This window comes from Lysinibacillus sp. FSL M8-0216 (assembly GCF_038595555.1).
Lineage (GTDB): Bacteria > Bacillota > Bacilli > Bacillales_A > Planococcaceae > Lysinibacillus > Lysinibacillus fusiformis.
This window is the reverse complement of the sequence record NZ_CP152007.1, coordinates 2,806,723-2,827,557: the sequence shown is the minus strand read 5'-3', so window position 1 is coordinate 2,827,557 and position 20,835 is coordinate 2,806,723. Positions and strand designations below refer to the sequence as shown.

At 37.2% G+C, this 20,835-nt stretch carries 20 protein-coding genes and 1 riboswitch; of the genes, 12 read left to right on the top strand and 8 right to left on the bottom strand.

The genetic code is table 11. From position 1 onward, the window contains the following. Window positions 1-188 precede the first annotated feature (188 nt). Genes MKX57_RS13950 through crcB form a run of 3 tightly spaced genes read right to left on the bottom strand, consistent with a single transcriptional unit; the run spans window position 189 to window position 1,239 of the window. Window positions 189-536: a hypothetical protein gene (locus tag MKX57_RS13950; RefSeq protein WP_089986375.1), complete on the bottom strand. Its 348-nt coding sequence runs from the start codon at window positions 534-536 to the stop codon at window positions 189-191. 14 nt (window positions 537-550) lie between these two features. Continuing rightward, the gene (locus MKX57_RS13945; protein WP_008178522.1) at window positions 551-880 is read right to left on the bottom strand and encodes a CrcB family protein; all 330 of its coding nucleotides are present in this window, start codon (window positions 878-880) and stop codon (window positions 551-553) included. Continuing rightward, complete coding sequence (crcB, locus tag MKX57_RS13940; RefSeq protein ID WP_008178520.1) at window positions 877-1,239, bottom strand: fluoride efflux transporter CrcB; 363 nt, start codon at window positions 1,237-1,239, stop codon at window positions 877-879. The genes MKX57_RS13945 and crcB overlap by 4 nt, the downstream gene beginning before the upstream one ends. Before the next feature lie 1,004 nt (window positions 1,240-2,243). Between crcB and MKX57_RS13935 the strand changes: the two genes are divergently transcribed. The 3 genes from MKX57_RS13935 to MKX57_RS13925 all read left to right on the top strand — a co-directional run bounded on the left by MKX57_RS13935 (window position 2,244) and on the right by MKX57_RS13925 (window position 7,184). Beyond that, window positions 2,244-3,986 (top strand): ABC transporter ATP-binding protein, encoded by a 1,743-nt coding sequence (locus MKX57_RS13935; protein ID WP_008178515.1) that lies wholly within the window; start codon window positions 2,244-2,246, stop codon window positions 3,984-3,986. Continuing rightward, window positions 3,983-5,716 (top strand): ABC transporter ATP-binding protein, encoded by a 1,734-nt coding sequence (locus tag MKX57_RS13930; RefSeq protein ID WP_090002630.1) that lies wholly within the window; start codon window positions 3,983-3,985, stop codon window positions 5,714-5,716. The genes MKX57_RS13935 and MKX57_RS13930 overlap by 4 nt, the downstream gene beginning before the upstream one ends. Window positions 5,717-5,826: 110 nt before the next feature. Continuing rightward, a protein-coding gene (locus MKX57_RS13925) for an IS3 family transposase (protein WP_085961709.1) occupies window positions 5,827-7,184 on the top strand; the annotation gives its coding sequence in 2 pieces (ribosomal slippage) (window positions 5,827-6,280 and window positions 6,280-7,184; 1,359 coding nt in all). Between the two features lie 213 nt (window positions 7,185-7,397). Here the strand turns inward: MKX57_RS13925 and MKX57_RS13920 are convergent. Continuing rightward, window positions 7,398-7,766, bottom strand: coding sequence for a hypothetical protein (locus MKX57_RS13920; RefSeq protein ID WP_008178511.1), 369 nt, complete (start codon window positions 7,764-7,766; stop codon window positions 7,398-7,400). A gap of 216 nt (window positions 7,767-7,982) precedes the next feature. On the opposite strand from MKX57_RS13920, the gene MKX57_RS13915 reads away from it, so the two are divergent. From MKX57_RS13915 to MKX57_RS13905, 3 genes are all read left to right on the top strand, one after another. Then, window positions 7,983-8,738, top strand: a complete 756-nt coding sequence (locus MKX57_RS13915) for an SDR family oxidoreductase (protein ID WP_008178510.1) — start codon at window positions 7,983-7,985, stop codon at window positions 8,736-8,738. An 80-nt stretch (window positions 8,739-8,818) separates the two neighbouring features. Continuing rightward, the gene (locus MKX57_RS13910; protein ID WP_008178509.1) at window positions 8,819-9,220 is read left to right on the top strand and encodes a MarR family transcriptional regulator; all 402 of its coding nucleotides are present in this window, start codon (window positions 8,819-8,821) and stop codon (window positions 9,218-9,220) included. Window positions 9,221-9,538: 318 nt separating this feature from the next. Then, the gene (locus MKX57_RS13905) at window positions 9,539-10,312 is read left to right on the top strand and encodes an IclR family transcriptional regulator (RefSeq protein ID WP_008178508.1); all 774 of its coding nucleotides are present in this window, start codon (window positions 9,539-9,541) and stop codon (window positions 10,310-10,312) included. 23 nt (window positions 10,313-10,335) lie between these two features. On the opposite strand, the gene MKX57_RS13900 is transcribed toward MKX57_RS13905, so the two are convergent. Both MKX57_RS13900 and MKX57_RS13895 read right to left on the bottom strand, forming a co-directional pair. Then, window positions 10,336-11,550: an aminotransferase class V-fold PLP-dependent enzyme gene (locus MKX57_RS13900; RefSeq protein WP_342550361.1), complete on the bottom strand. Its 1,215-nt coding sequence runs from the start codon at window positions 11,548-11,550 to the stop codon at window positions 10,336-10,338. 14 nt (window positions 11,551-11,564) lie between these two features. Continuing rightward, window positions 11,565-12,650, bottom strand: coding sequence for an aminopeptidase P family protein (locus MKX57_RS13895; RefSeq protein ID WP_008178505.1), 1,086 nt, complete (start codon window positions 12,648-12,650; stop codon window positions 11,565-11,567). A gap of 302 nt (window positions 12,651-12,952) precedes the next feature. On the opposite strand from MKX57_RS13895, the gene MKX57_RS13890 reads away from it, so the two are divergent. The 3 genes from MKX57_RS13890 to lepB all read left to right on the top strand — a co-directional run bounded on the left by MKX57_RS13890 (window position 12,953) and on the right by lepB (window position 15,059). Beyond that, the gene (locus tag MKX57_RS13890) at window positions 12,953-13,891 is read left to right on the top strand and encodes an LCP family protein (RefSeq protein ID WP_089987376.1); all 939 of its coding nucleotides are present in this window, start codon (window positions 12,953-12,955) and stop codon (window positions 13,889-13,891) included. Between the two features lie 345 nt (window positions 13,892-14,236). Further along, the gene (locus MKX57_RS13885) at window positions 14,237-14,347 is read left to right on the top strand and encodes a hypothetical protein (protein WP_008178501.1); all 111 of its coding nucleotides are present in this window, start codon (window positions 14,237-14,239) and stop codon (window positions 14,345-14,347) included. A gap of 151 nt (window positions 14,348-14,498) precedes the next feature. After that, window positions 14,499-15,059 (top strand): signal peptidase I, encoded by a 561-nt coding sequence (gene lepB, locus MKX57_RS13880; protein WP_036126595.1) that lies wholly within the window; start codon window positions 14,499-14,501, stop codon window positions 15,057-15,059. 7 nt (window positions 15,060-15,066) lie between these two features. Here the strand turns inward: lepB and MKX57_RS13875 are convergent, their stop codons facing one another. Continuing rightward, complete coding sequence (locus tag MKX57_RS13875) at window positions 15,067-15,303, bottom strand: hypothetical protein (RefSeq protein ID WP_008178497.1); 237 nt, start codon at window positions 15,301-15,303, stop codon at window positions 15,067-15,069. Between the two features lie 160 nt (window positions 15,304-15,463). Further along, a riboswitch (purine riboswitch) is annotated at window positions 15,464-15,563 on the top strand. A 205-nt stretch (window positions 15,564-15,768) separates the two neighbouring features. On the opposite strand from MKX57_RS13875, the gene MKX57_RS13870 reads away from it, so the two are divergent. From MKX57_RS13870 to MKX57_RS13860, 3 genes are all read left to right on the top strand, one after another. Beyond that, window positions 15,769-16,959, top strand: coding sequence for an MFS transporter (locus MKX57_RS13870; protein WP_025117356.1), 1,191 nt, complete (start codon window positions 15,769-15,771; stop codon window positions 16,957-16,959). A 90-nt stretch (window positions 16,960-17,049) separates the two neighbouring features. Beyond that, complete coding sequence (locus MKX57_RS13865) at window positions 17,050-17,337, top strand: hypothetical protein (RefSeq protein WP_008178492.1); 288 nt, start codon at window positions 17,050-17,052, stop codon at window positions 17,335-17,337. A gap of 249 nt (window positions 17,338-17,586) precedes the next feature. After that, entirely contained in the window at window positions 17,587-20,193 is a 2,607-nt protein-coding gene (locus tag MKX57_RS13860) for a cation-translocating P-type ATPase (protein ID WP_342550360.1), read from the top strand. A 149-nt stretch (window positions 20,194-20,342) separates the two neighbouring features. On the opposite strand, the gene MKX57_RS13855 is transcribed toward MKX57_RS13860, so the two are convergent. After that, complete coding sequence (locus MKX57_RS13855) at window positions 20,343-20,819, bottom strand: DUF3231 family protein (RefSeq protein WP_008178489.1); 477 nt, start codon at window positions 20,817-20,819, stop codon at window positions 20,343-20,345. Window positions 20,820-20,835 lie beyond the last annotated feature (16 nt).

Below are 20,835 nucleotides of genomic sequence, written 5' to 3'. Positions count from 1 at the left end.
AGTAGGGCAAGGGCAAAAGAATACGGTGAGTCAAGTTTTGAGGTAAATCACATCAATTAACTGCACAAGATGACAGAAGGAAAAAGGCTAAGATTCACAACAGACAACTGCATTTGATTCGACAGAGGATGGGAAAATAAAAGAACCTATACATTTAAAATAGGCGCCCTTATAAAACTAAGAGACGCCTAAAACATTTGCGGTAAAAATTCTTTCATGAAGCGTTGATTTTTCCGTAACCATATTTTTAATATCATCCGATGTGTTAATAATCGATGCCGCTTATTGGGCCTTGTCTTCGCTTCAATTAAGCTTTGTAGTAGAATACAAGTTTCCGTGGCAAAGGCTTGGGGCTCTACGAGAACATCAAGCTTATAGTCGATGAGCTGTGCTGCCTGAACCTTTGCAAGTAGTTGAGCAAATTGTGTGTTCATCGCCGCATAATTTTCTGCTAATTCTAGGTCGATCAGGGTATAGAGTGCATGTTCAATCTCAAGTTCTAATTCTTGTAGTAGCTCATTGGATGGCTGTGTCATTCCTATCACCTCTTTTACACGGCAAAATAACCAATGGTGGCAAATAGTATGCCAAACAGCAGGGTACTAGCGATATAGCTTATTACTTGCCCCCATTTTCGCTGTTCAATTAACTGTAATGATTCAAATCCAAAAGTCGAAAATGTTGTATAAGCTCCTAAAAAACCAATGCCAATCAGCTGCCATAACCAATCACTGAGATGGAGGGCAAAAACAAGACCGAGTGCAAAGGAACCTGTACAATTGATAATAAAAGTTGCCCACGGATACGGATGGGCCAATAGTTTGCCTAAATAAAACCTTAAAATGGCGCCAAAAAATCCACCAATCCCGACAAGAATCATGCCAGTCGCCCCCTTGCAAGACGAATACCCAACCAGGCGCATATTAAACCGCCTACAACACTTATGACAACATAGAGAACTGCTAGGAGCCACTCATTTTGTTGAACGAGTAATAATGTCTCTAAGGAAAATGTTGAATAAGTAGTAAAGGCTCCGCAAAAACCAGTGCCAATCCCAAGTACAACGGGTGTGCGCTTTGTAAAAGTAGTGAAAAGCCATGCTAGGCAAAAGCAGCCAAGTAAATTTATACATAATGTTGTGGATGGAAAACCTTCCGAGTTTGGAATGGCAAGGCTCAGGCCATATCGGCAAATGGCTCCAACAATGCCGCCAATCCCTACAATGAAAAATGATTTCAACGTAAAGACCCCTTACTTAAATGACTATTATTAAAAAGTGTATCACGAGAAGAAAATTTTAGGAATATTCGATAGTGGGAAATTCAATAAATGACCGAATATGTCCCTAGAAGATGTTTAACTATTTATATAGTTGATAGATCGTACTATAGAAGGGGTGAATGATTATGCTGTAACGATATAATATATAAATATAGTATATAAACATAGTTTTTTTTGGTAGGTTTGAGAAAATTTGGAGTCTAGTTGCTAGCTAAAAAAGAGGTACAGGCAATACATGCAAAAATCACCGCTTACGGTTTATCCGTAAACGGCTAAACCAGTAACGGAAAACCCGCCACTACTAATTAATAAATAACTAAATAATAAATAACTAAAAAATAATAATGATGATATATAGACAGCTAGAAAGAAAAAGAAGAATGCTACTTTCTTAAAAGATCGCTGAGCTCGTAGCAAAATTTTTCTCACAGCCAGTTCATTTCAGTCTTTAGGTTAATGTAAGCTATCAAAAAATAATGTAATGTTAAAAGCAATAAATGACGAACATGCTTTCCTTTTGGGTCTTTGGTATAAAATTGTATTTTAGTGCTTTAAAGCGCTAACTATTTCCCTGAAAATGATAAAAAATAACTGGGGAATAGTTGACAATTATTTCTATAGTGTGATAATCTTCAAGAACACTATAACAAATAAACCAAAGGAGGGCATGACAATGTTAATTTCATCAGTATCATATTCAATCACAGCTACATACATTGTCCATGCCTAACGCTTATTTAAGATTGCACATAAAGGTATGGATTTGTTCCTGCCTTTTATAAGAGACACATGCTCTTTGGAGGGGTATGTGTCTTTTTTGGTGCCTAAAAAGGTTATAGTGAAAACCAAAAAAGGAGTGTATGTTTATGCGAAACACTGTACGACGAATGATTTTCAAAAAGGAATTTCTAGAAAGTGGGTAGCCATGCTACAACAGTACGGAAGAAAGAAGGTTATCATGTATGTTTGATGTTTTAAGTAAATTAGGCTGGTTCTTCAAACGATATTGGAAACAATATACAGTCGCGATTGTGCTATTGATGATTGCCAGTGGGTTAGAGGTTGTCCCTCCGTATTTACTGGGCTCAATTATTGATATATTGACTGCAGGGGAAATGACGCCAGCTATTTTAACAAAGTATGTGTTTATTTTTGTCGGGATTATTATTGGGGGTTATCTGCTAAATTTTGTGTGGCAATTCCGACTATTTGAAGGGGCTATTAACCTTGAAAAAATTTTACGTCGTAATTTGATGCAACATTTTTTACGAATGACTCCAACCTTTTATGAAAAAAATCGCACCGGGGACTTAATGGCTCGGGCAACAAATGACTTAAATGCCGTTTCTACGACTGCGGGATTTGGGATTATGACGTTGATTGACTCAACGATTTATATGGGTTTTATCATTTTTGCAATGGGCTATATGATTTCTTGGAAGCTAACACTCTTTGCTATGCTACCCGTTCCTATTATGGCCATCCTCATTCAATATTTAGGAAAGATTGTTCATGAACGTTATATGAAGGCTCAGGATTCTTTTGGAGAATTAAACGACAGTGTTCTTGAATCAGTCGCAGGTGTGCGAGTAGTGCGTGCCTATGTGCAGGAAAAAAAGGATGAGGCTAATTTTGCGGATATGAGTGAAATCGTTTATGAGAAAAATATTCATACGGCTAAAATTAACGCTTTATTTGGCCCGATTACTAAAGTGGGCACAGGAATCAGCTATGTTGTTGCGCTCGGATATGGTGCTCATTTAGTGGCAACGGAGGCCATGACAGTAGGGCAACTTGTTACCTTTAATGTTTATTTAGGATTAGCGGTTTGGCCAATATTTGCCATTGGAGAGCTGATCAATGTCATGCAACAAGGGAATGCATCACTCGATCGTGTACAGGAAACGTTAAACTATGAGGCGGATGTTCAAAATATTCCGAATCCCCAAATGATTGCGACACCTAAAGCGATTGGTTTTGATGATTTAACATTCCAATATCCAATGAGCCAAGTGAAAAATCTACAACAAGTTTCATTGTCATTGAAAAAAGGTCAAACACTTGGAATTGTTGGAAAGACAGGTGCGGGGAAAACAACCTTCCTCCGTCAATTATTACGTGAATATCCAATCGGTCAGGGACAGCTTTCTATTGACGGTATTGACATTACGGCTCAAACGAAGGAGCAGATTCTAGATTGGATTGGCTACGTACCACAAGACCATGTGTTATTCTCACGGACTATTCGTGAAAATATATTATTCGGGAAAGAAGATGCGACCCAGGCAGAATTGCAGCAGGCGATACGTGCGGCGTATTTTGAAAAGGATTTAGAAAATCTATCAATGGGTCTTGAAACGCTTGTAGGTGAAAAAGGTGTATCTCTTTCGGGCGGTCAAAAGCAACGTGTATCCATTGCTCGCGCATTAATTAAAGATCCTGAAATTTTAATGCTAGATGATTCACTGTCAGCTGTTGACGCAAAGACAGAAGCCAGAATTATTGAAAATATTCAGCGAGAGCGTGATGGGAAAACAACGATTATTACCACGCACCGATTATCGGGTATTCAACATGCTGATATTATTATCGTGTTGGATGATGGGCAAGTTGTTGAGCAAGGAACACATGAGGAACTTCTTTCACGACAAGGATGGTACAAGGAGCAATTTGACCGTCAGCAGCTAGAAGGAGGTGCCTCATGAGTACGAGTCAACGTTTAATGCGCTATGCAATGTATTTTAAAAAGCCTATTTTTCTAGGCTTATTCTTCTTAACAATCGCCGTTTTTACGGAGCTTGTTGGGCCATTTATTGCTAAACATATTATTGATAATTACATGACGATTGGTCATATTGAAATCAAACCGATTACTTGGTTATTAATTGTTTATTTACTATTAGCTATTGCTACAGCGATATTACGCTATTTTATGTATATTTACTTACAAATAGGTGCGAATCGGGTTGTTCAAAAATTACGTAAAGATGTGTTTGAACATATTCAAACATTACCGATCCAGTACTTTGATAATTTACCAGCGGGCAAAATTGTTGCGCGTGTTACAAATGATACAGAGGCGGTTCGGAATTTATATGTACAGGTGCTCTCCAATTTTGTGACAAGCTTTATATCCATCTTTGGAGTTTATATAGCACTCTTTATTTTAAATTGGAAAATGGCAATGCTTGCTTTAACGATGATTCCTATTGTGTATTTATGGATGATTTTGTATCGAAAATTTGCTTCCAAATATAATGATGTGATCCGTACGAAAATTGCCGATATTAATGCCATGATTAATGAATCTATTCAAGGGATGACCATTATTCAAGCATTCCGACGTGAGCAACAAATGACGAAGGAATTTGATGATATGAATAATGAGCATTACGCTTACGAGCGAAAGCTTTTAGTTCTTGATTCAGCCACATCCTTTAACCTGGTGAATACTTTAAGGATGATTATGTTTACAGTCTTTATTGTCTATTTTGGTACACAATCCTATACAGCCACTGAAGTGATTTCAGCGGGTACATTATATGCGTTTGTCGATTATTTAACAAAGCTATTTAATCCTATTACGAATATCGTGAACCAATTTTCTCAGCTTGAACGTTCTCTTATTGCTGGGAAACGTGTGTTTGAGGTGCTAGATACAGATGGTGAGCCTGTATCAGAAAAAAGTTTACCAAGATATAAGGGCAATGTGCTTTTCGAGGATGTTTCATTTGCCTATAAAGACAATGAATACGTACTTAAGAACCTTTCATTCAAGGCCCATCAAGGTGAAACCATCGCCTTAGTTGGTCATACAGGCTCCGGGAAAAGTTCGATTATGAACTTACTATTCCGCTTTTATGATCCATCAAAAGGGAAAATAACCATTGATGGTGTTGATATTACATCTGTCCCTCGTCAAACAATGCGGGAGCATATGGGAATTGTGCTTCAAGACCCGTATTTATTCACGGGAACCATTGCCTCCAATGTGAGCTTAAATAACCCAAACATTTCTCCAGAAAAGATTAAGGCTTCCTTAAATGCTGTTGGAGGAGAACGTGTTTTAGCGAATTTACCAAATGGCTATGATGAGCCTGTAATCGAGAAGGGAAGTACATTATCTTCAGGACAACGTCAGCTCATTTCCTTTGCAAGAGCTCTTGCCTTCGATCCAGCCATTTTAATACTGGATGAAGCAACATCTAATATTGATACAGAGACAGAAGAGATTATTCAGCATGCCATGGATGTCCTGAAAAAAGGACGAACAACGTTTATTATTGCCCACCGACTTTCTACGATTAAAAACGCAGATCGAATCCTAGTGTTAGATCGAGGGGAAATTGTCGAGAATGGCACACATGATGAATTGCTTGAGCTTGGTGGAATTTATGAAAAAATGTATCAAATGCAAGCCAATTCCTTACAATAATTTAGATAATAAAATAACACGGGTCAGACCGCAGATAAGAGCCATTGAGAATACTAATGAACTGCCCCGTAAAAGTTAGACATTAATCTAACTTTTACGGGGGTTTTTTTATGACAAAAGTAAGTGTTGAACAACGTATTCAAGCAGTTCAACGATATTTAAATGGAAATGAAACTTTGATCGAAATTGCGAATGATATCGGTGTTACAGCTCAGATTGTCAGTGAATGGGTTCGCCGTTATCAAAAAAATGGCGTAGAGACTTTCTTAAAGTCCTATACAAACTATTCAGCTGACTATAAAATGAATGTACTTAATTATATGAACGAGACAGGTACATCTTCGAGAGACACAGCTGCACTATTCAATATTTCATCTCCTGGCATGATTCGGAATTGGAAGTTGAAGTTTGAAGTTGGTGGTTATGATGCTCTTGTTTCTAAGAAAAAGGGGCATCTATCTATGAAAAAAGAGACAAAAAGAACAACGAAATCAACACCAGCTGAAGGATCTGTTGAGGCGTTAGAAGCACGAATCAAACAATTAGAAATGGAGAATGCGTACTTAAAAAAGTTGAATACTTTAGTTCAAATGCAAGAAAAATTACCAATCAAATCAAAGCGCAAGTAATTTATGAACTAAAGGAAATCTATGAAGTAGTGGAATTAATCAAAGTCGCTGATATTCCACGTAGTACGTATTATTACTGGGAAAAGCGTTTGAATCGTCATGATAAATACGCTGATGTGAAAGTCGCAATTCAGTCCATTTATCATGAACATAAGGGACGTTATGGTTATCGTCGGATCACCAAAGAACTAAAAAAATTTGGTATTCATCATGATCCGAAAACGATTAACTGCTTGATGAATGCCATTGGCATAAAGTGTGAAGTCCGCATGAAGAAATATCGTTCGTATAAAGGTAACGTCGGAAAAATTGCCCCAAACATATTACAACGCGATTTTACAGCGGAAAAAATGAACGAGAAATGGGTAACAGACGTGACAGAGTTCCATCTATTTGGTGAGAAACGCTATTTATCACCCGTCCTTGATCTATGTAATGGCGAAATCATTGCATACTCGGTTATGAAGCGTCCAGTGTATAAACTAGTCCATAATATGTTAGAACAAGCATTGGAGCGCCTTGAATCAAGTGATCAAGTTATTCTTCATTCAGATCAAGGTTGGCATTATCAAATGAAAAAGTATCAACAAACATTAAAGCAACATGGTATTACGCAGAGTATGTCCCGTAAGGGTAATTGTTTGGACAACGCAGTCATCGAAAATTTCTTTGGCTTATTAAAATCTGAACTCCTGTATCTACAAGAATTTGAATCTATGGCACATTTTGAACAGGAGCTCAATGACTATATTCACTACTACAATCACAAACGAATGAAAGAAAAATTAAAAGACCTAAGCCCGGTGGAGTACCGAACTCAGGTCTTAGCAGTTGCTTAACTAAATATGTCTAACTTTTTTGGGTCAGATCATAATCTCGATGGCTTTTATCATTTTCCTTCTGGACGCTCTCGAGGTGACTAGTACTTTTCTTCATGAATTTTACTGCTCTTGATGGATTGTCATGGAAATGAAAAAAGACTATAGGCAACTCAAAAGTTTTAGAGTTGATCTATAGTCTAATCCCACTTCTACTAAATTAGGGCATTTTATTTATTTCACATATTTAAAGACATTGACAAAGAATAACAGTACGGAAAGGGCTACAGCAATGCCGCCACCTGAAACGAATAGCTCAAATAACCACCGTGGCACATCTAGATAGACCATCATCATTCCAACTAATAGGAATGGAAGACCAATATTATAAAGCCAGAACTGTGCTTTAGCGAGACCTGTTTCCGCAGCATCTTTATAAGTTGAATAAATTAAACCAATGAATCCAGTAGTCAGCCAACCTACCACACCAATATGAGCATGTGTCGCTTTCCATTGAAGTTGAACAGTATAATGCATAAACAGTCCAAAAGCAAAAACAATCAATAAATAGAAGACTGAGAGCTTTATCCATTTAGCACCCATTTTCAACAACTCCTTTCCTGAAAGTGAATTTAGCTAGCTGCTACAGTATATTCGTGTCAAATAAAAATGATGCTTGTATGTATTTGAAAATATATGTCTTTTGTTGTTTTTTCTAACAGAAATAGAATGGGAGCTGTGACGGAAGTAAAATAGTTTAAATATAAATAGTTTAATGTTAAACTATTTTTTGAATAGATTAGAAGGAGATGTGTATGAATGGGTAAATTAGATAACAAAGTAGTCATTATTACTGGTGGTGCAGGTGGTATTGGCAGTGGTATGGCTAAAGCAATGGCAAAGGAAGGAGCCATTGTCACGATTGTTGACTTAAATGCAGAAGCAGGCGAAGCCATGGAGAAAGATTTACAACAAATTTCTCCAAAGTCTATGTTCTTGCAAGCGAATTTAATGGAACGAGATCAATTACCAAAAATTATCGATACAGTTGTAGAAAAATACGGTAAACTAGATGTGCTAGTTAATAACGCTCATGCTGCGAAACAAGTTACAATAGAAGAAACAACACAAGCGGATCTTGACTTATCATTTGGAACAGGTTTCTATCCGACATTTTATTTAATGCAGGCTGCATTACCACATTTAAAAGAAACACAAGGTAATATTATTAACTTTGCATCTGGAGCAGGTATCCAAGGCCACGAGACACAGGCAGCCTATGCTGCAGCTAAGGAAGCAATCCGAGGCATTTCTCGTGTTGCTGCAAATGAGTGGGGCAGATATGGCATTAACGTCAATATCATTAGCCCACTTGCAGATTCACCAGGTGTACAAGCATGGGCAAAAGCACAGCCAGAGTATTATGAAGCAGTGAGAAATAAAATTCCACTAGGTCGTTTTGGTCATATTGAGCAGGATATCGGACGAGTAGCTGTCTTCTTAGCTTCCGACGATTCGCAATACATTACAGGTCAAACGATTATGGTAGATGGTGGTTCATTAATGCTTCATTAATGCTTCATTAATGCTTCATTAATGCTAGGCGTTTGAGGAGGATTTTTTTGAAACAGACAAGTATTTTTAAACTGATTCATATGATTGAACAGGTGAATAACGCCAATATTATACGTTTTACAAAAGCGTTTCCTTATCCATTAGGAATTTCACCAATTTTAGTATTAAATGAGCTGCATGTTAAAGGCCCTCAAAAACAGGCAGAATTAGCTGAAACCATTGGCTATACAAAAGGTGCAATGACAAGCATTGCTGAAAAATTAGTCAAGCTTGGATTAGCTGAAAGACTGTATGATCCATCTGATCGCCGTACCATTCGCCTGGACATTACTGATGAGGGAAAAGTAGCCCTATCAAAGGCTCAATCTATAGGGAAAGAAGTCTTTGTACAACTTTTTGAAGTATTAGATGATACAGAAATTGCCCAATATTTACAGATTCAAGAGAAGCTAGTACAGGGCATTCAAAATAAAAATGAATAACTAAAATTTATTTTATGTAAGAAGATGACCTATCCAAATCAACTCACCTCGATCAATTTTTTAGAGGTGGGTTGATTTTTTATTGTATATTTGTTGATTAACTAACAAGAAGGAATGAAAGCATAGCCTCAAGACTAGTCAAATACCATAAACAGGAAAGCGAGCTAGAGGTACATCTGATCATTTACTAAATGTTGTTGTATCTTTGCAGAAAAAATATGTGCATCAATTTGTAAAATAGTTGAATTTATTGAAAATTGTCCGCCTTCATTTTATAATACAATTACGGTTCTATTATAGAGACATATGAGGTGTAAGATGACATTAAAAACACTAGATAACTCATTAGAGGTTCTAAAATATTTTAATAAAGAAAATCCTACATGGGGTGTTCGAGAATTAGCGAAAGAAATGAACATTAGCCATTCTATTATTTATAGGATTTTAGCTACATTTGAAAATCAGGGCTTTCTAATTCAACACCCTGAGACAAAGAAGTATGAACTTGGGCTTCGTTTTCTAGAGTACGGTCAGATGGTAAAGGATAAATTAAACCTTTCTGATTTTGTATTACCCATTATGAAAAATCTGGCTGAAGCCATTAAGGAATCCGTATTTCTAACATGGCTAGATGGCACAGATGGCGTGACAGTAGAGATTGCAGAGAGTTCTCAAACTATTAAGTTTTCTGTGTCAATTGGCACACGCACCCCATTACATATCGGGGCATCATGTAAAACAATCATGGCTTTTCTTCCAGAGGAGAAGAAAAAAGAGATTATGGACCATGGCATGAAAAAAGTAACCCCAGAAACGATTACAGACCCTGATCAAATGTTAGCCGATTTGGAGAAAATTCAACAGCAAGGCTGGTGCTTTACTACGGGAGAATATTCTCACTCGGTATTTGGGGTAGGGGTCCCTCTTTTTAATAGCAAAAAAGAAGTGATTGCTTCTCTAACCATTGCGGGTCCAATTTATCGTAAACCAACAGAGGAGAAGCTACCTGAAATGATTAACGTTCTTCAGTACGGCGCGATGAATATTCAACGATATTTCGATCAATATAGCTTTAAATTGTACCAAGAATAAGGATGTAAAAAAGCCCGAGATAGTTAATGACTATCTGGGGCCTTTGTTATGGTTAGCTCAATGAATTCCTTGATGCTGGTTACCGCGCTATCGATTTCTTCGAATGTATTAAAATAATGAGGTGAAAAGCGAGCCATTTTACGAATATGATTGCGCTCCATGATAGTATTAGCCATAAAAGTACCAGCTTCTATAATAATGCCTCGATCTGCTAAAAAATTAGTAACATCATCTGGAGCAAGTCCCTCAATATTAAAGGGTGTAACCGATAATCGATATTCGCTATTTTGTGGGCCATAGAGGACAATGCCTGGAATCGTTTTAAGCTGCTCGATTAAATACTTCGTCAGCTGTTGAACACGCTCATATATTGGCTGCATACCAATCGCATTTGCGTAATCGATGGCCGCCCCTAACCCTAATATACTTGGAATGACAGGACAGCCTGGCTCAAAACGTTTAGCTGTCTCTACGAATGAGTAATCGTTGTTTTCATAATTCCAGTTCGTGCTACCCCAGCCGATCATGATAGGGGTAATGGTTGGAATCAAGGCTTGTCGCACATATAAAAGACCAGAGCCTTCTGGACCACGTAGCCACTTTCGCCCACTAGCGACTAAAAAATCACAGCCTAGCTCTTCCACATGGATAGGGAGTAAACCGACTGTTTGATTGGCATTAATGAACGTAAGCACGTTGTATTGTTGAGCAAGCTGACAGATTTCCCTTGCTGGCTGAAGGGCACCTGCAGCGTTTGACATATGGGCAAAGGCTATTAATCTTGTACGAGGCGTTATGAGCTGTTCAAGCTCTTGTAAGTCCACTATATAGTCCGCATTGGTTTTCAAAACTTTTAAGTGAACTCCTCGTTGCTGAAGGGCAAGCCAAGGTACATAATTACTTAACATTTCTGTATCAAGTATGATCACCTCATCATCTGATTGCCAATCTATGCCACCTGAAATATAATTAATAGCCATTGAACCATTTGGTACAAAGGCAATTTCCTCTTTTTTGGCACCGATAAATAAAGCCGTTTTTTCCCGAATTTGCTCTACCTGTTCATACGTTTCTTTACGAAAAGAAGGTAAATAAGGGCCGATACTCGCCTGTTTTTGAAGATAACTTATCATAACATTCACTACAGGCTGAGGCATGGCCGAAGCGGCAGCTGTATTCAAATATATATATTGCTCTAGCAGGGGCATATCCTTTTGAATGGTCATCATATCCATCATTGCATTCACCAGCCTTATAAAATGATTAATTCTTTTGAAAAGGTCATTAAATTCTCGTAACCATTATTCGTAACTATGAGATTATCCTCGATCCGAACCCCGGCAACATCCTGTATATAAATTCCGGGCTCCACAGTAAATGCCATGCCTTCTTCTAACACAAGTGAGTTACGTTGCATTAAGTAAGGTTCTTCGTGAGCGCTCAAACCAATGCCATGACCAAGTCGATGTGTGAAATAGTCACCATAACCACCATCGCGAATAATTTCTCTTGCAATGCTATCTAGGCTTTGGGCAGTCGTCCCTGGCTTAATAGCTTCTATCGCTGCTTCATTGGCTTGTTTAACAAGGCTATAAATGTTTTGTAACGTTGGAGATACATCTCCTAAAGCTACTGTTCTAGTCATATCAGCCACATAGCCCTTATAAATAGCACCAAAATCAATGACAATGAATTCGCCTGCTTCTATTTTTTTAGTGCTTGCTCTGCCATGTGGGAGTGCACCACGATAACCTGAAGCAACAATAGTGCCAAATGGTGTTCCTTCTGAACCACGACGTCTCATTTCATATTCCAATTGAGCTGCTACTTCCATTTCGGTCACACCCACTTGTATCGTCGGTAAAGTAGCTGCAAGACTTTCCTCGACAATTTGTACAGCCTGTCGCATGTAGGCTAGTTCTTGCAGATCTTTTTTCATGCGTAATTCGCGAATGGACTCGCCAATATCAGATAAGTTTTCATATGTAAGCATTTCAATCGATTTCTGTTCATGGACACGCATAGTGTCAAATTCTACACCAATGGTCTGCAATGTTCCCATTTCCTTTTTTAGTCGCTGAATCGCCAGTGTAGGCCCTTCCTCATCAGAATAGGATAAAATAACGCCACCATTGCTAAGATCAACTTTATTTAGTTCTACTTGTGGCAAAATAAAATATAAATCATTATTAGCCGTTATAACAGCAAATGTTAGACGTTCACTTTGCTTTAGATGAAGACCAGTAAAATAATGCATATTTGGCCCTGGTACCAAAATAGCTATATCCATATGCTGCTGCATACGGGAAACTAACTTCTCTCTTCTTGTTTGAAACATAGGGTGATTCCTCCTAAAGGTAAGCAATAATAAGTTGGTAAAACGTTTCTAATATAGAGACGTTGTATCTTAAAAATAGTATAAATCAACAATAATGAATTTTCAATTTATTAAAGCGGAGAAACATACAATAGTAAAGGAAATGAAATAACAAATGTGGGAATAGTTTGGGGTAAATAAAGTAAATACTAGTGTACGTCTTTTTTTCGTCTAATATGCATATAAGTAGACTAGATAAACTTTTTTCCAACTTAATACGTCAAAAAGAGGGGCAAAATTGTTAAGCAAGAGAGGACTAACGTATGGAAAAAAACATGAAACGCTCTAAAGAGAAAAAGAGCAAGAAAAAATTATGGCTGTGGATCGTTGGTAGCCTACTAACTATTTTTTTAATTTTTATAGGAACTGCCTACTTTACCATCCAAAAAACAATGAACAAAATAAATACACCACTTTTACAAACAACAGATGCAGCACAGCTAGAAGAAAAAACAGTGATTAAAAAAGAACCTTTCTCGGTTCTGATGCTAGGCGTAGATGAACGAAAAGATGATAGTGGACGTTCTGATACGATGATTGTGATTACTGTGAATCCGGAAAAGCAAACAATGAAAATGCTTAGTATTCCCCGTGATACTCGTACAGAAATTGTCGGTCATGATACCGTTGATAAAATAAATCATGCCTACGCTTTTGGTGGTGTTCCAATGGCTGTAGATACGGTAGAAAATTTTCTAAATATACCGATTGATTACTATGTGTTTATTAATATGGAGGGCTTTTTACAAATTATAGATACGCTTGGTGGCGTGACAATTAACAATGATATGGATTTAACCTATGACGAATATCATTACCCAAAAGGAGAAATCACATTAGATGGTAATGAAGCACTTATTTTTTCCCGTATTCGTTATGAAGATCCACGAGGAGATTTTGGACGACAAATTCGACAGCGACAAATTATTGAAGCGGTTATGAAAAAGGCCTCAACTCCGGCTACATTATTAAAGGCAACAGATATGCTGACGGTTTTAGGCGATAACGTTCGCATGAATTTCTCAGTAAAAGAGCTTATTCAGCTTCAAGGTATTTATAAGAAAATGGATAAGGGTATTGAGCAATTATCATTTGAACAAGGTGATGGTGAAAGGATTAACCGCATTTGGTACTACATTCCGAACGAGGAAGAGCTTCAAAAAATACAAGCCGATCTAAAAAACCATTTACAAAGCAAGTAAGCTTTTGCTTACAACAAGTATAATATATATGTAAAATTTTTGGCCATGAAGGGAGGGAGATGAATGAATGGGAGGACCCAGGTCCTTAGGTATACAGCTCTTAATCATTGCATGCAAAGCTATGTACCTAAACGCAAAACGCGAAGAAATCCAGTCCGTTCAACTATTAGAGGCCTACAAATATTATGTTTAAAATTATTTATGTAGTGCATAAAAAATCATTCATGTAGGGTGCATGCCTAGTTGAATGATTTTTTTTGACATGAATCATTTATCTATATTTCTTGAAATATCTGAAAATTCGCTGTATACTGATATTAGAAATGGTTCAAAGGAGTGATTGTGATGATTATAGGCACAATTTTATTAGCAATTGCATTACCAGTTGGTATCGTATTAGCAGTAGATTTATTGAACGAGCAGCAACAGGTTGCTCCACAATCTAACCATTCTTAATTGGCAAATAAACAGAATCAGATATTTCTAGACAATGCTACATAGTAGCCTTGTCTATTTTTTATGGCGAATGAAACAATTTGTGTGATTCATTCGTCAATGAAGTATAGAAAATGTTATACTATTAAAAAAACAGTATCGGGGAATGAACATGCAAGAGGAAAAAACAACAAGCTTTAAAAAAGAACTATTATCCTACATCAAAATTATTGTCATTACAGCAATTGTCGTGTTTGGCTGTAAGCAATTTTTATTTGCCCCCATTAAAGTACAGGGGGCATCGATGTACCCAACCTACCATGATAAAGATGTGATAATTGTAAGTAAAACAAGTAAAATCGAGCGTTTTGATCAAATTGTTTTCCAATCACCTGTAGAAGATGAACTATATATTAAACGTGTCATCGGTGTACCAGGTGATAAGGTGGAAATGAAAGATGATGTATTGTATGTGAATGGCAAAGCCTACAAAGAAGATTACGTCAATCGTGAAACAGATGATCCTAACCAATTACGCATTACTGAAAACTTTACATTAGAGCAATTAGTGAATGAAAAAGAGGTGCCAAAGGGCATGTATTTTGTGCTTGGGGACAATCGCCTAAAAAGTAGTGATAGTCGCCATTATGGTTTAATTTCAGAGGATGCTGTTTATGGCGAGTCGAAATTAATCGTCTATCCATTTAAGCATTTTCACGTTGGCTCAAAATAAGAAATGATTAAGAGGCTACTTTAATAGTGGCCTCTTTCTCTTTATGGGATGGTACATCTTTACATATTTTATAAGAGGGATAATAAACACAAATCATTGAATTTTCAACGGTTTCTTTAATAGGGGTTTGATTACTTCTTATGTGAGAACTGAGAGCTGGTTCTTCGATTGTGAGCTCTTCGGCTACTAATTCAACACCATAAAATAGTAATAAAAAATAGCATACAAATCCTACTATTCGCAAACAATCACCTCGTAAAATAGTTATTGTATGTTATTATGTATGGTCAAATTCATCAAAATATAAGCAGAAAATCGAAATTTTCTCTCGAGTAAACGAAATTTTTATGAAATGAACTCTATGAAAAAAAGATATTGTCAATAAATTTTTCATGTGCTACTATAGCTAAAGTAAATATTTGAACTGTATAACCTCAATAATATGGATTGAGGGTCTCTACCAGGAACCATAAAATCCTGACTACAAAACTTTGTTTCATTTTTGTAGTCAGGATTTTTTTATTTTGATGCAGCCCATGATGTTGAAATAGAAATGTCTGCTGAATCAAGCTCATGCAGCCTCAAACATATGTTACAGATTTTGCAGTAGAGCTTATGTGGCAAGTTCTTCTGCAAAATCTGGACAGGGGTATCATGGCTGATGAAAAATCTCCTATAAAAGTGAAAATGTAACGAAAGGGAGATTTCAATGAATTGGAGAGTTTATATTCTTGCGGTGACTACCTTTGCAGTAGGTTTAGTTGAATTAATCGTAGGTGGAATCCTACCAAATATTGCAAAGGATTTGAATGTTTCTTTAGCAACAGCAGGGCAATTAATCACTATTTTTGCACTTGTTTATGCGATTTCAGCGCCTGTTCTACTATCTTTGACAGCGAAGGTAGAACGAAAACGCTTATTCCTTATATCCTTATTTATTTTTACATTAGGTAATTTAATGACCTTCTTTAGTACAACGTTCACCGTTGTCCTAATTGCCCGAATTTTTACAGCGATGAGTACAGCATTAGTCATCGTTCTATCATTAACGATTACAACGAGAATTGTAGAGCCTAGACACCGTGCGAAAGCATTGGGGCTTGTTTTTATGGGCGTAAGTTCTGCACTTGTTATCGGTGTTCCAATGGGGATTTTTATTACGGAAGCTTTCGGTTGGAGAGCCGTATTTTTAGGCATTAGTATTCTTTCAACAATCTCAATGGTTTTAATAGCTTTGTTATTAGACAAAATGCCAATCGGGGAAGTCGTACCACTGAAGAAGCAAATGAAGTCATTGGCGAATTTAAAAATCCTTACAGCGCAATTAACGACTTTGTTTATGCTAGCAGGTCATTATATGCTCTACGCATATTTAACACCCTTTTTAGTAGAAGCCTTTGATATGAATGCTTCATGGATTAGTATTTGTTACTTAATCTTTGGTATTGCCTCTGTGAGCGGTAATGCTGTAGGTGGTTGGGTGAGCGATAAAATCGGGACAAGTAAAGCCCTTATTTTAATCGTCTCTACATTTGCGCTTGTCTTGTTTAGTATCCCTTATACAGTCATTGCCTTACCGGTCTTTTTACTGTTTACCGTTTTATGGGGAGCATTGAGCTGGGCTTTAACACCGCCATTACAAAATTATTTAATTCAAGCAGATCCTCAATCATCCGATATACAGCAAAGCTTAAATACCGCTGCGCTTCAAATCGGGATTTCCATCGGCTCAGCGCTGGGTGGTGCCGTATTTGCCTTTACTGGTTCTGTCATGCATTTAGCAAGTTTCGGAACTCTATTAGTTCTCTGTGCTTTAGGATGTGCTATCTTCTCCATTAAAAGAGCGCCTGTCTCACATGAGCATTCTGCGGATTATTCATCAGCGCAGCATCACTCATAATAAATGGTGAAATTATCCAAAAGTGATCCTGCTATAGCAGGATAATAGCAGCCTGATAGCGAATGTAAGGATAGAGGAGGTTGGTAATAGATGCAAGTAGATTTAACCGATTTTCAAAATGTCAAAGTCATCGCGACGATTGATCAAACTTTTTATAGAAATGTAGGTGCTATCATATTATATGAAGAGGATTCACACACATTATCTGTACGAAAATTGACTCGGAAAACAGTGGATCATTTTATACCAACAGACGAACTCGAACACTTTACATTTGCCTCTCATGCAGATGCCATAAAGTTCACGCACAAGCTTACGCGCATGAGTGCCTTGGATTACTTATTAGTGGCCCATAAAGAGAGACCCATACAATCATAACTGCCTTTATAAGCATTGGGAAAATAAAACATTCCCAGTGCTTTTTTTTGTCTAAGTGAATCTATTTGAGTTTTCTCTATAAAAATTAATTTCTCACTAGTTTATTATCATACTCTAGTTAACTATGGAATAGATTGTTGTAGTTAATGAATTTCACACAGACTGATGAAGTTTGAGATTTTATGGTGCCTATTATTTTCCAGAAAATAGTATGTGACCTTTAAATCTTGTGAATGGAAGGAGAACCCTATGACTGAATATCATCAACAATCGTCTACTGAAGTCATGAAGATATTGAACGTCACCACAGAAGGCTTGACCGATGGGGATGTTCAAAAGAGGCAACAAGTCTATGGCTATAACGTATTAGAGGAAGGTAAAAAGACTAGTACATGGGCTGTTTTTATGGGCCAATTCAAAGATTTATTAGTCATTATTTTATTGGTCGCTGCCTTCGTTTCCTTTCTACTTGGAGAGGTAGAAAGTACAATTGTCATCATGATTGTTGTTTTTCTAAATGCTATTTTAGGCACGGTACAGCATGTTAAAGCTGAACAATCTTTAGACAATCTGAAGGCGCTAACCTCGCCGATTGCCAAAGTAATGCGTAATAATCAGCTTATGGAAATTCCTTCTGAGGAAATTGTGGTGGGGGATCTTCTTATGTTAGAGGCTGGCGATTACATCAATGCAGATGGCAGACTATTGGAAAGTCATAATTTGCATATCAATGAAAGTTCTCTTACTGGAGAATCAATTGCCGTTGCCAAAAGTACTGACCCTATTCGAAAAAACAATGTTACGATTGCCGATAAGAAAAATATGGTGTATTCAGGTAGCTTCGTGACCAATGGACGAGGCATTGTAATGGTTACAGCTATCGGGATGCAGACTGAAATCGGGAAAATTGCTAATTTACTCGATACGGCTAAGGAAAAGAAAACACCTTTACAAATTAGCCTGGATCAATTTGGTGAAAAATTAGCATTAGGTATTACAATCATTTGCTTAGCCATTTTTACAATTGATCTTATTCGTGGACGAGCATTAGTAGAATCCTTTATGTTTGCCGTATCTCTAGCTGTCGCAGCTATTCCTGAGGCTTTGAGTTCCATCGTTACAATCGTCTTAGCATTCGGTACACAAAAGATGGCGAAGGAAAATGCCATTATCCGTAAGCTTTATGCGGTAGAAAGCTTAGGAAGTGTATCTGTAATTTGTTCTGATAAAACGGGTACTTTAACAGAAAATAAAATGGTTGTACAGGAAGTTTTTGTCGATCAGAAAAAAATTCCTCATGATTGGCTAAACCCAACAAATTCAGTGGAAAAAGAACTGATGGTAAAGGCACTTTTATGTAGTGATGCTGTCGAGCGTGAGCACAAGGAAATTGGTGATCCGACAGAAATAGCGCTTGTGAAATTAGGAAAGCGTTACGGCTTAGATGAATTGATGATTCGCGAGCAATATCCAAGACTAGCTGAAATTCCATTTGATTCGGCACGTAAGCTTATGAGTACTGTAAATAAAATAGATAAACAGCCTGTTATGATTACTAAAGGAGCATTAGATGTTCTCTTGCCTAAAGTGACTAGAATAAAAACGGCAACAGGCATTTTTGAGATGACAGCTCAGCATCGCCAAAAAATCGAAGCGGTCAATCATGATTTTTCGAGGAATGGTTTACGGGTGATAGCCATTGCCTACAAAGATGTTTTACCGCAGCAAACAATTGATACAAGAGTAGAAAGAGATTTAATATTTGTCGGCTTAGTGGCTATGATGGACCCACCAAGAAAAGAGTCCAAAGAAGCTGTAGAAAATTGTATTAAGGCAGGCATTAAGCCAGTTATGATTACAGGTGACCATAAAATTACAGCTACAGCGATTGCCCAACAAATTGGGATTTTAAAAAATCCAGATGAAGCCATTGAAGGACATGCTCTCGAAAAATTCACAGATCAAGAGCTACAGGAAAAAGTTGATGATTATTCTGTGTATGCGCGTGTTACACCTGCTCAAAAGATTCGTATCGTCAAAGCGTGGCAGGATAAGGGTCATGTTGTCGCGATGACAGGGGATGGCGTCAATGATGGGCCGGCACTAAAACAAGCAGATATCGGGGTGGCAATGGGAGTGACTGGGACGGAGGTCGCAAAAGATGCCTCATCCATGATTTTAACAGATGATAATTTTTCTACGATTGTCAAGGCGATCGCCAATGGTCGTAGCATCTATACAAATATTAAAAATGCCATTTTGTTCTTATTATCAGGGAATGCGGGAGCTATATTTGTAGTGCTATATGCTACAGTACTCGGCTTACCAGTTCCTTTTGCACCCGTCCATCTATTATTCATCAACCTATTAACAGATAGTCTTCCAGCAATCGCAATCGGATTAGAGCCGAATAATAAGAAAACGATGAAGGACAAGCCTAGAAATGTTCATACCCCTCTATTAAATAAATCATTTACGACACAGGTGGTGCTAGAAGGAATTTTAATTGCCATCTCTACCATCATTGCTTTTCAAATTGGATTATCAACTGGCGATACATTAACGGCAAGTACAATGGCGTTTACAACACTTTGTTTATCAAGATTAGTGCATGGCTTTAACTCCAGAGCTAAACAATCGATCTTTACGATTGGTGTCTTTTCGAATAAATATGCATGGATTGCATTTTTAATCGGTGTCCTAAGCTTGCACATTGTATTGTTTATGCCAATGCTAACAACGGTCTTTGAAGTGGCTCCATTAACAATTGCCCAATTAGGCTTTATTTATAGTCTATCCGTGTTACCGTTCCTCGTAAATCAATGGTATAAGCTCCTGTTTGTAAGAAGTCGATAGAAGATGATTGAATGTTAAAACCACCTACATATAACGAGTAGGTGGTTTTGCTATTGTTTAATATTTAAAATGTACAAAAAAACACACTATTAAAAGTAGATTTAATAATGTGCAACGTAATGAATGATTAGATTGTTCAGCCAACATTTTTATTGGGCTGGTGCTAGAAGCCAGCCTTTAATTTTACTCAGTTCGATCAACTTAGACCCAAGTATAGCATAGCGCATATGGAGTTCACCATATTTGGCAAGATGCTTTTTCTTTACTGACAATTCCAATGCTTGGCTTACAGCAAGTAAAGAGGAAGCAATATTCATAGATAAAATGGCACTAATTTCACTATCATTAATGATGGATTTTCCACGTATATCCGTCATTTTCATTTTACTGTATGACATAGTTGTAGTGGGGGCAAGAACACCATTTTCCTTTAATAATAATGTCAGCTGTTTATTTTCCTCTTTTAAACATTGAATGAATTCCAAAATCATAATCTTTAATTTTTTATCTCGGGTATGGTTAAAAAAGGCATGGCTTGAAGCAATATAGCTTTGATTGACACCGAGCTGCGACCAAAGCCTAAACATCTCCTTAAATTGTAATGATGCTAGTTTGTCATTTATCATCGTTATTGTGACACTT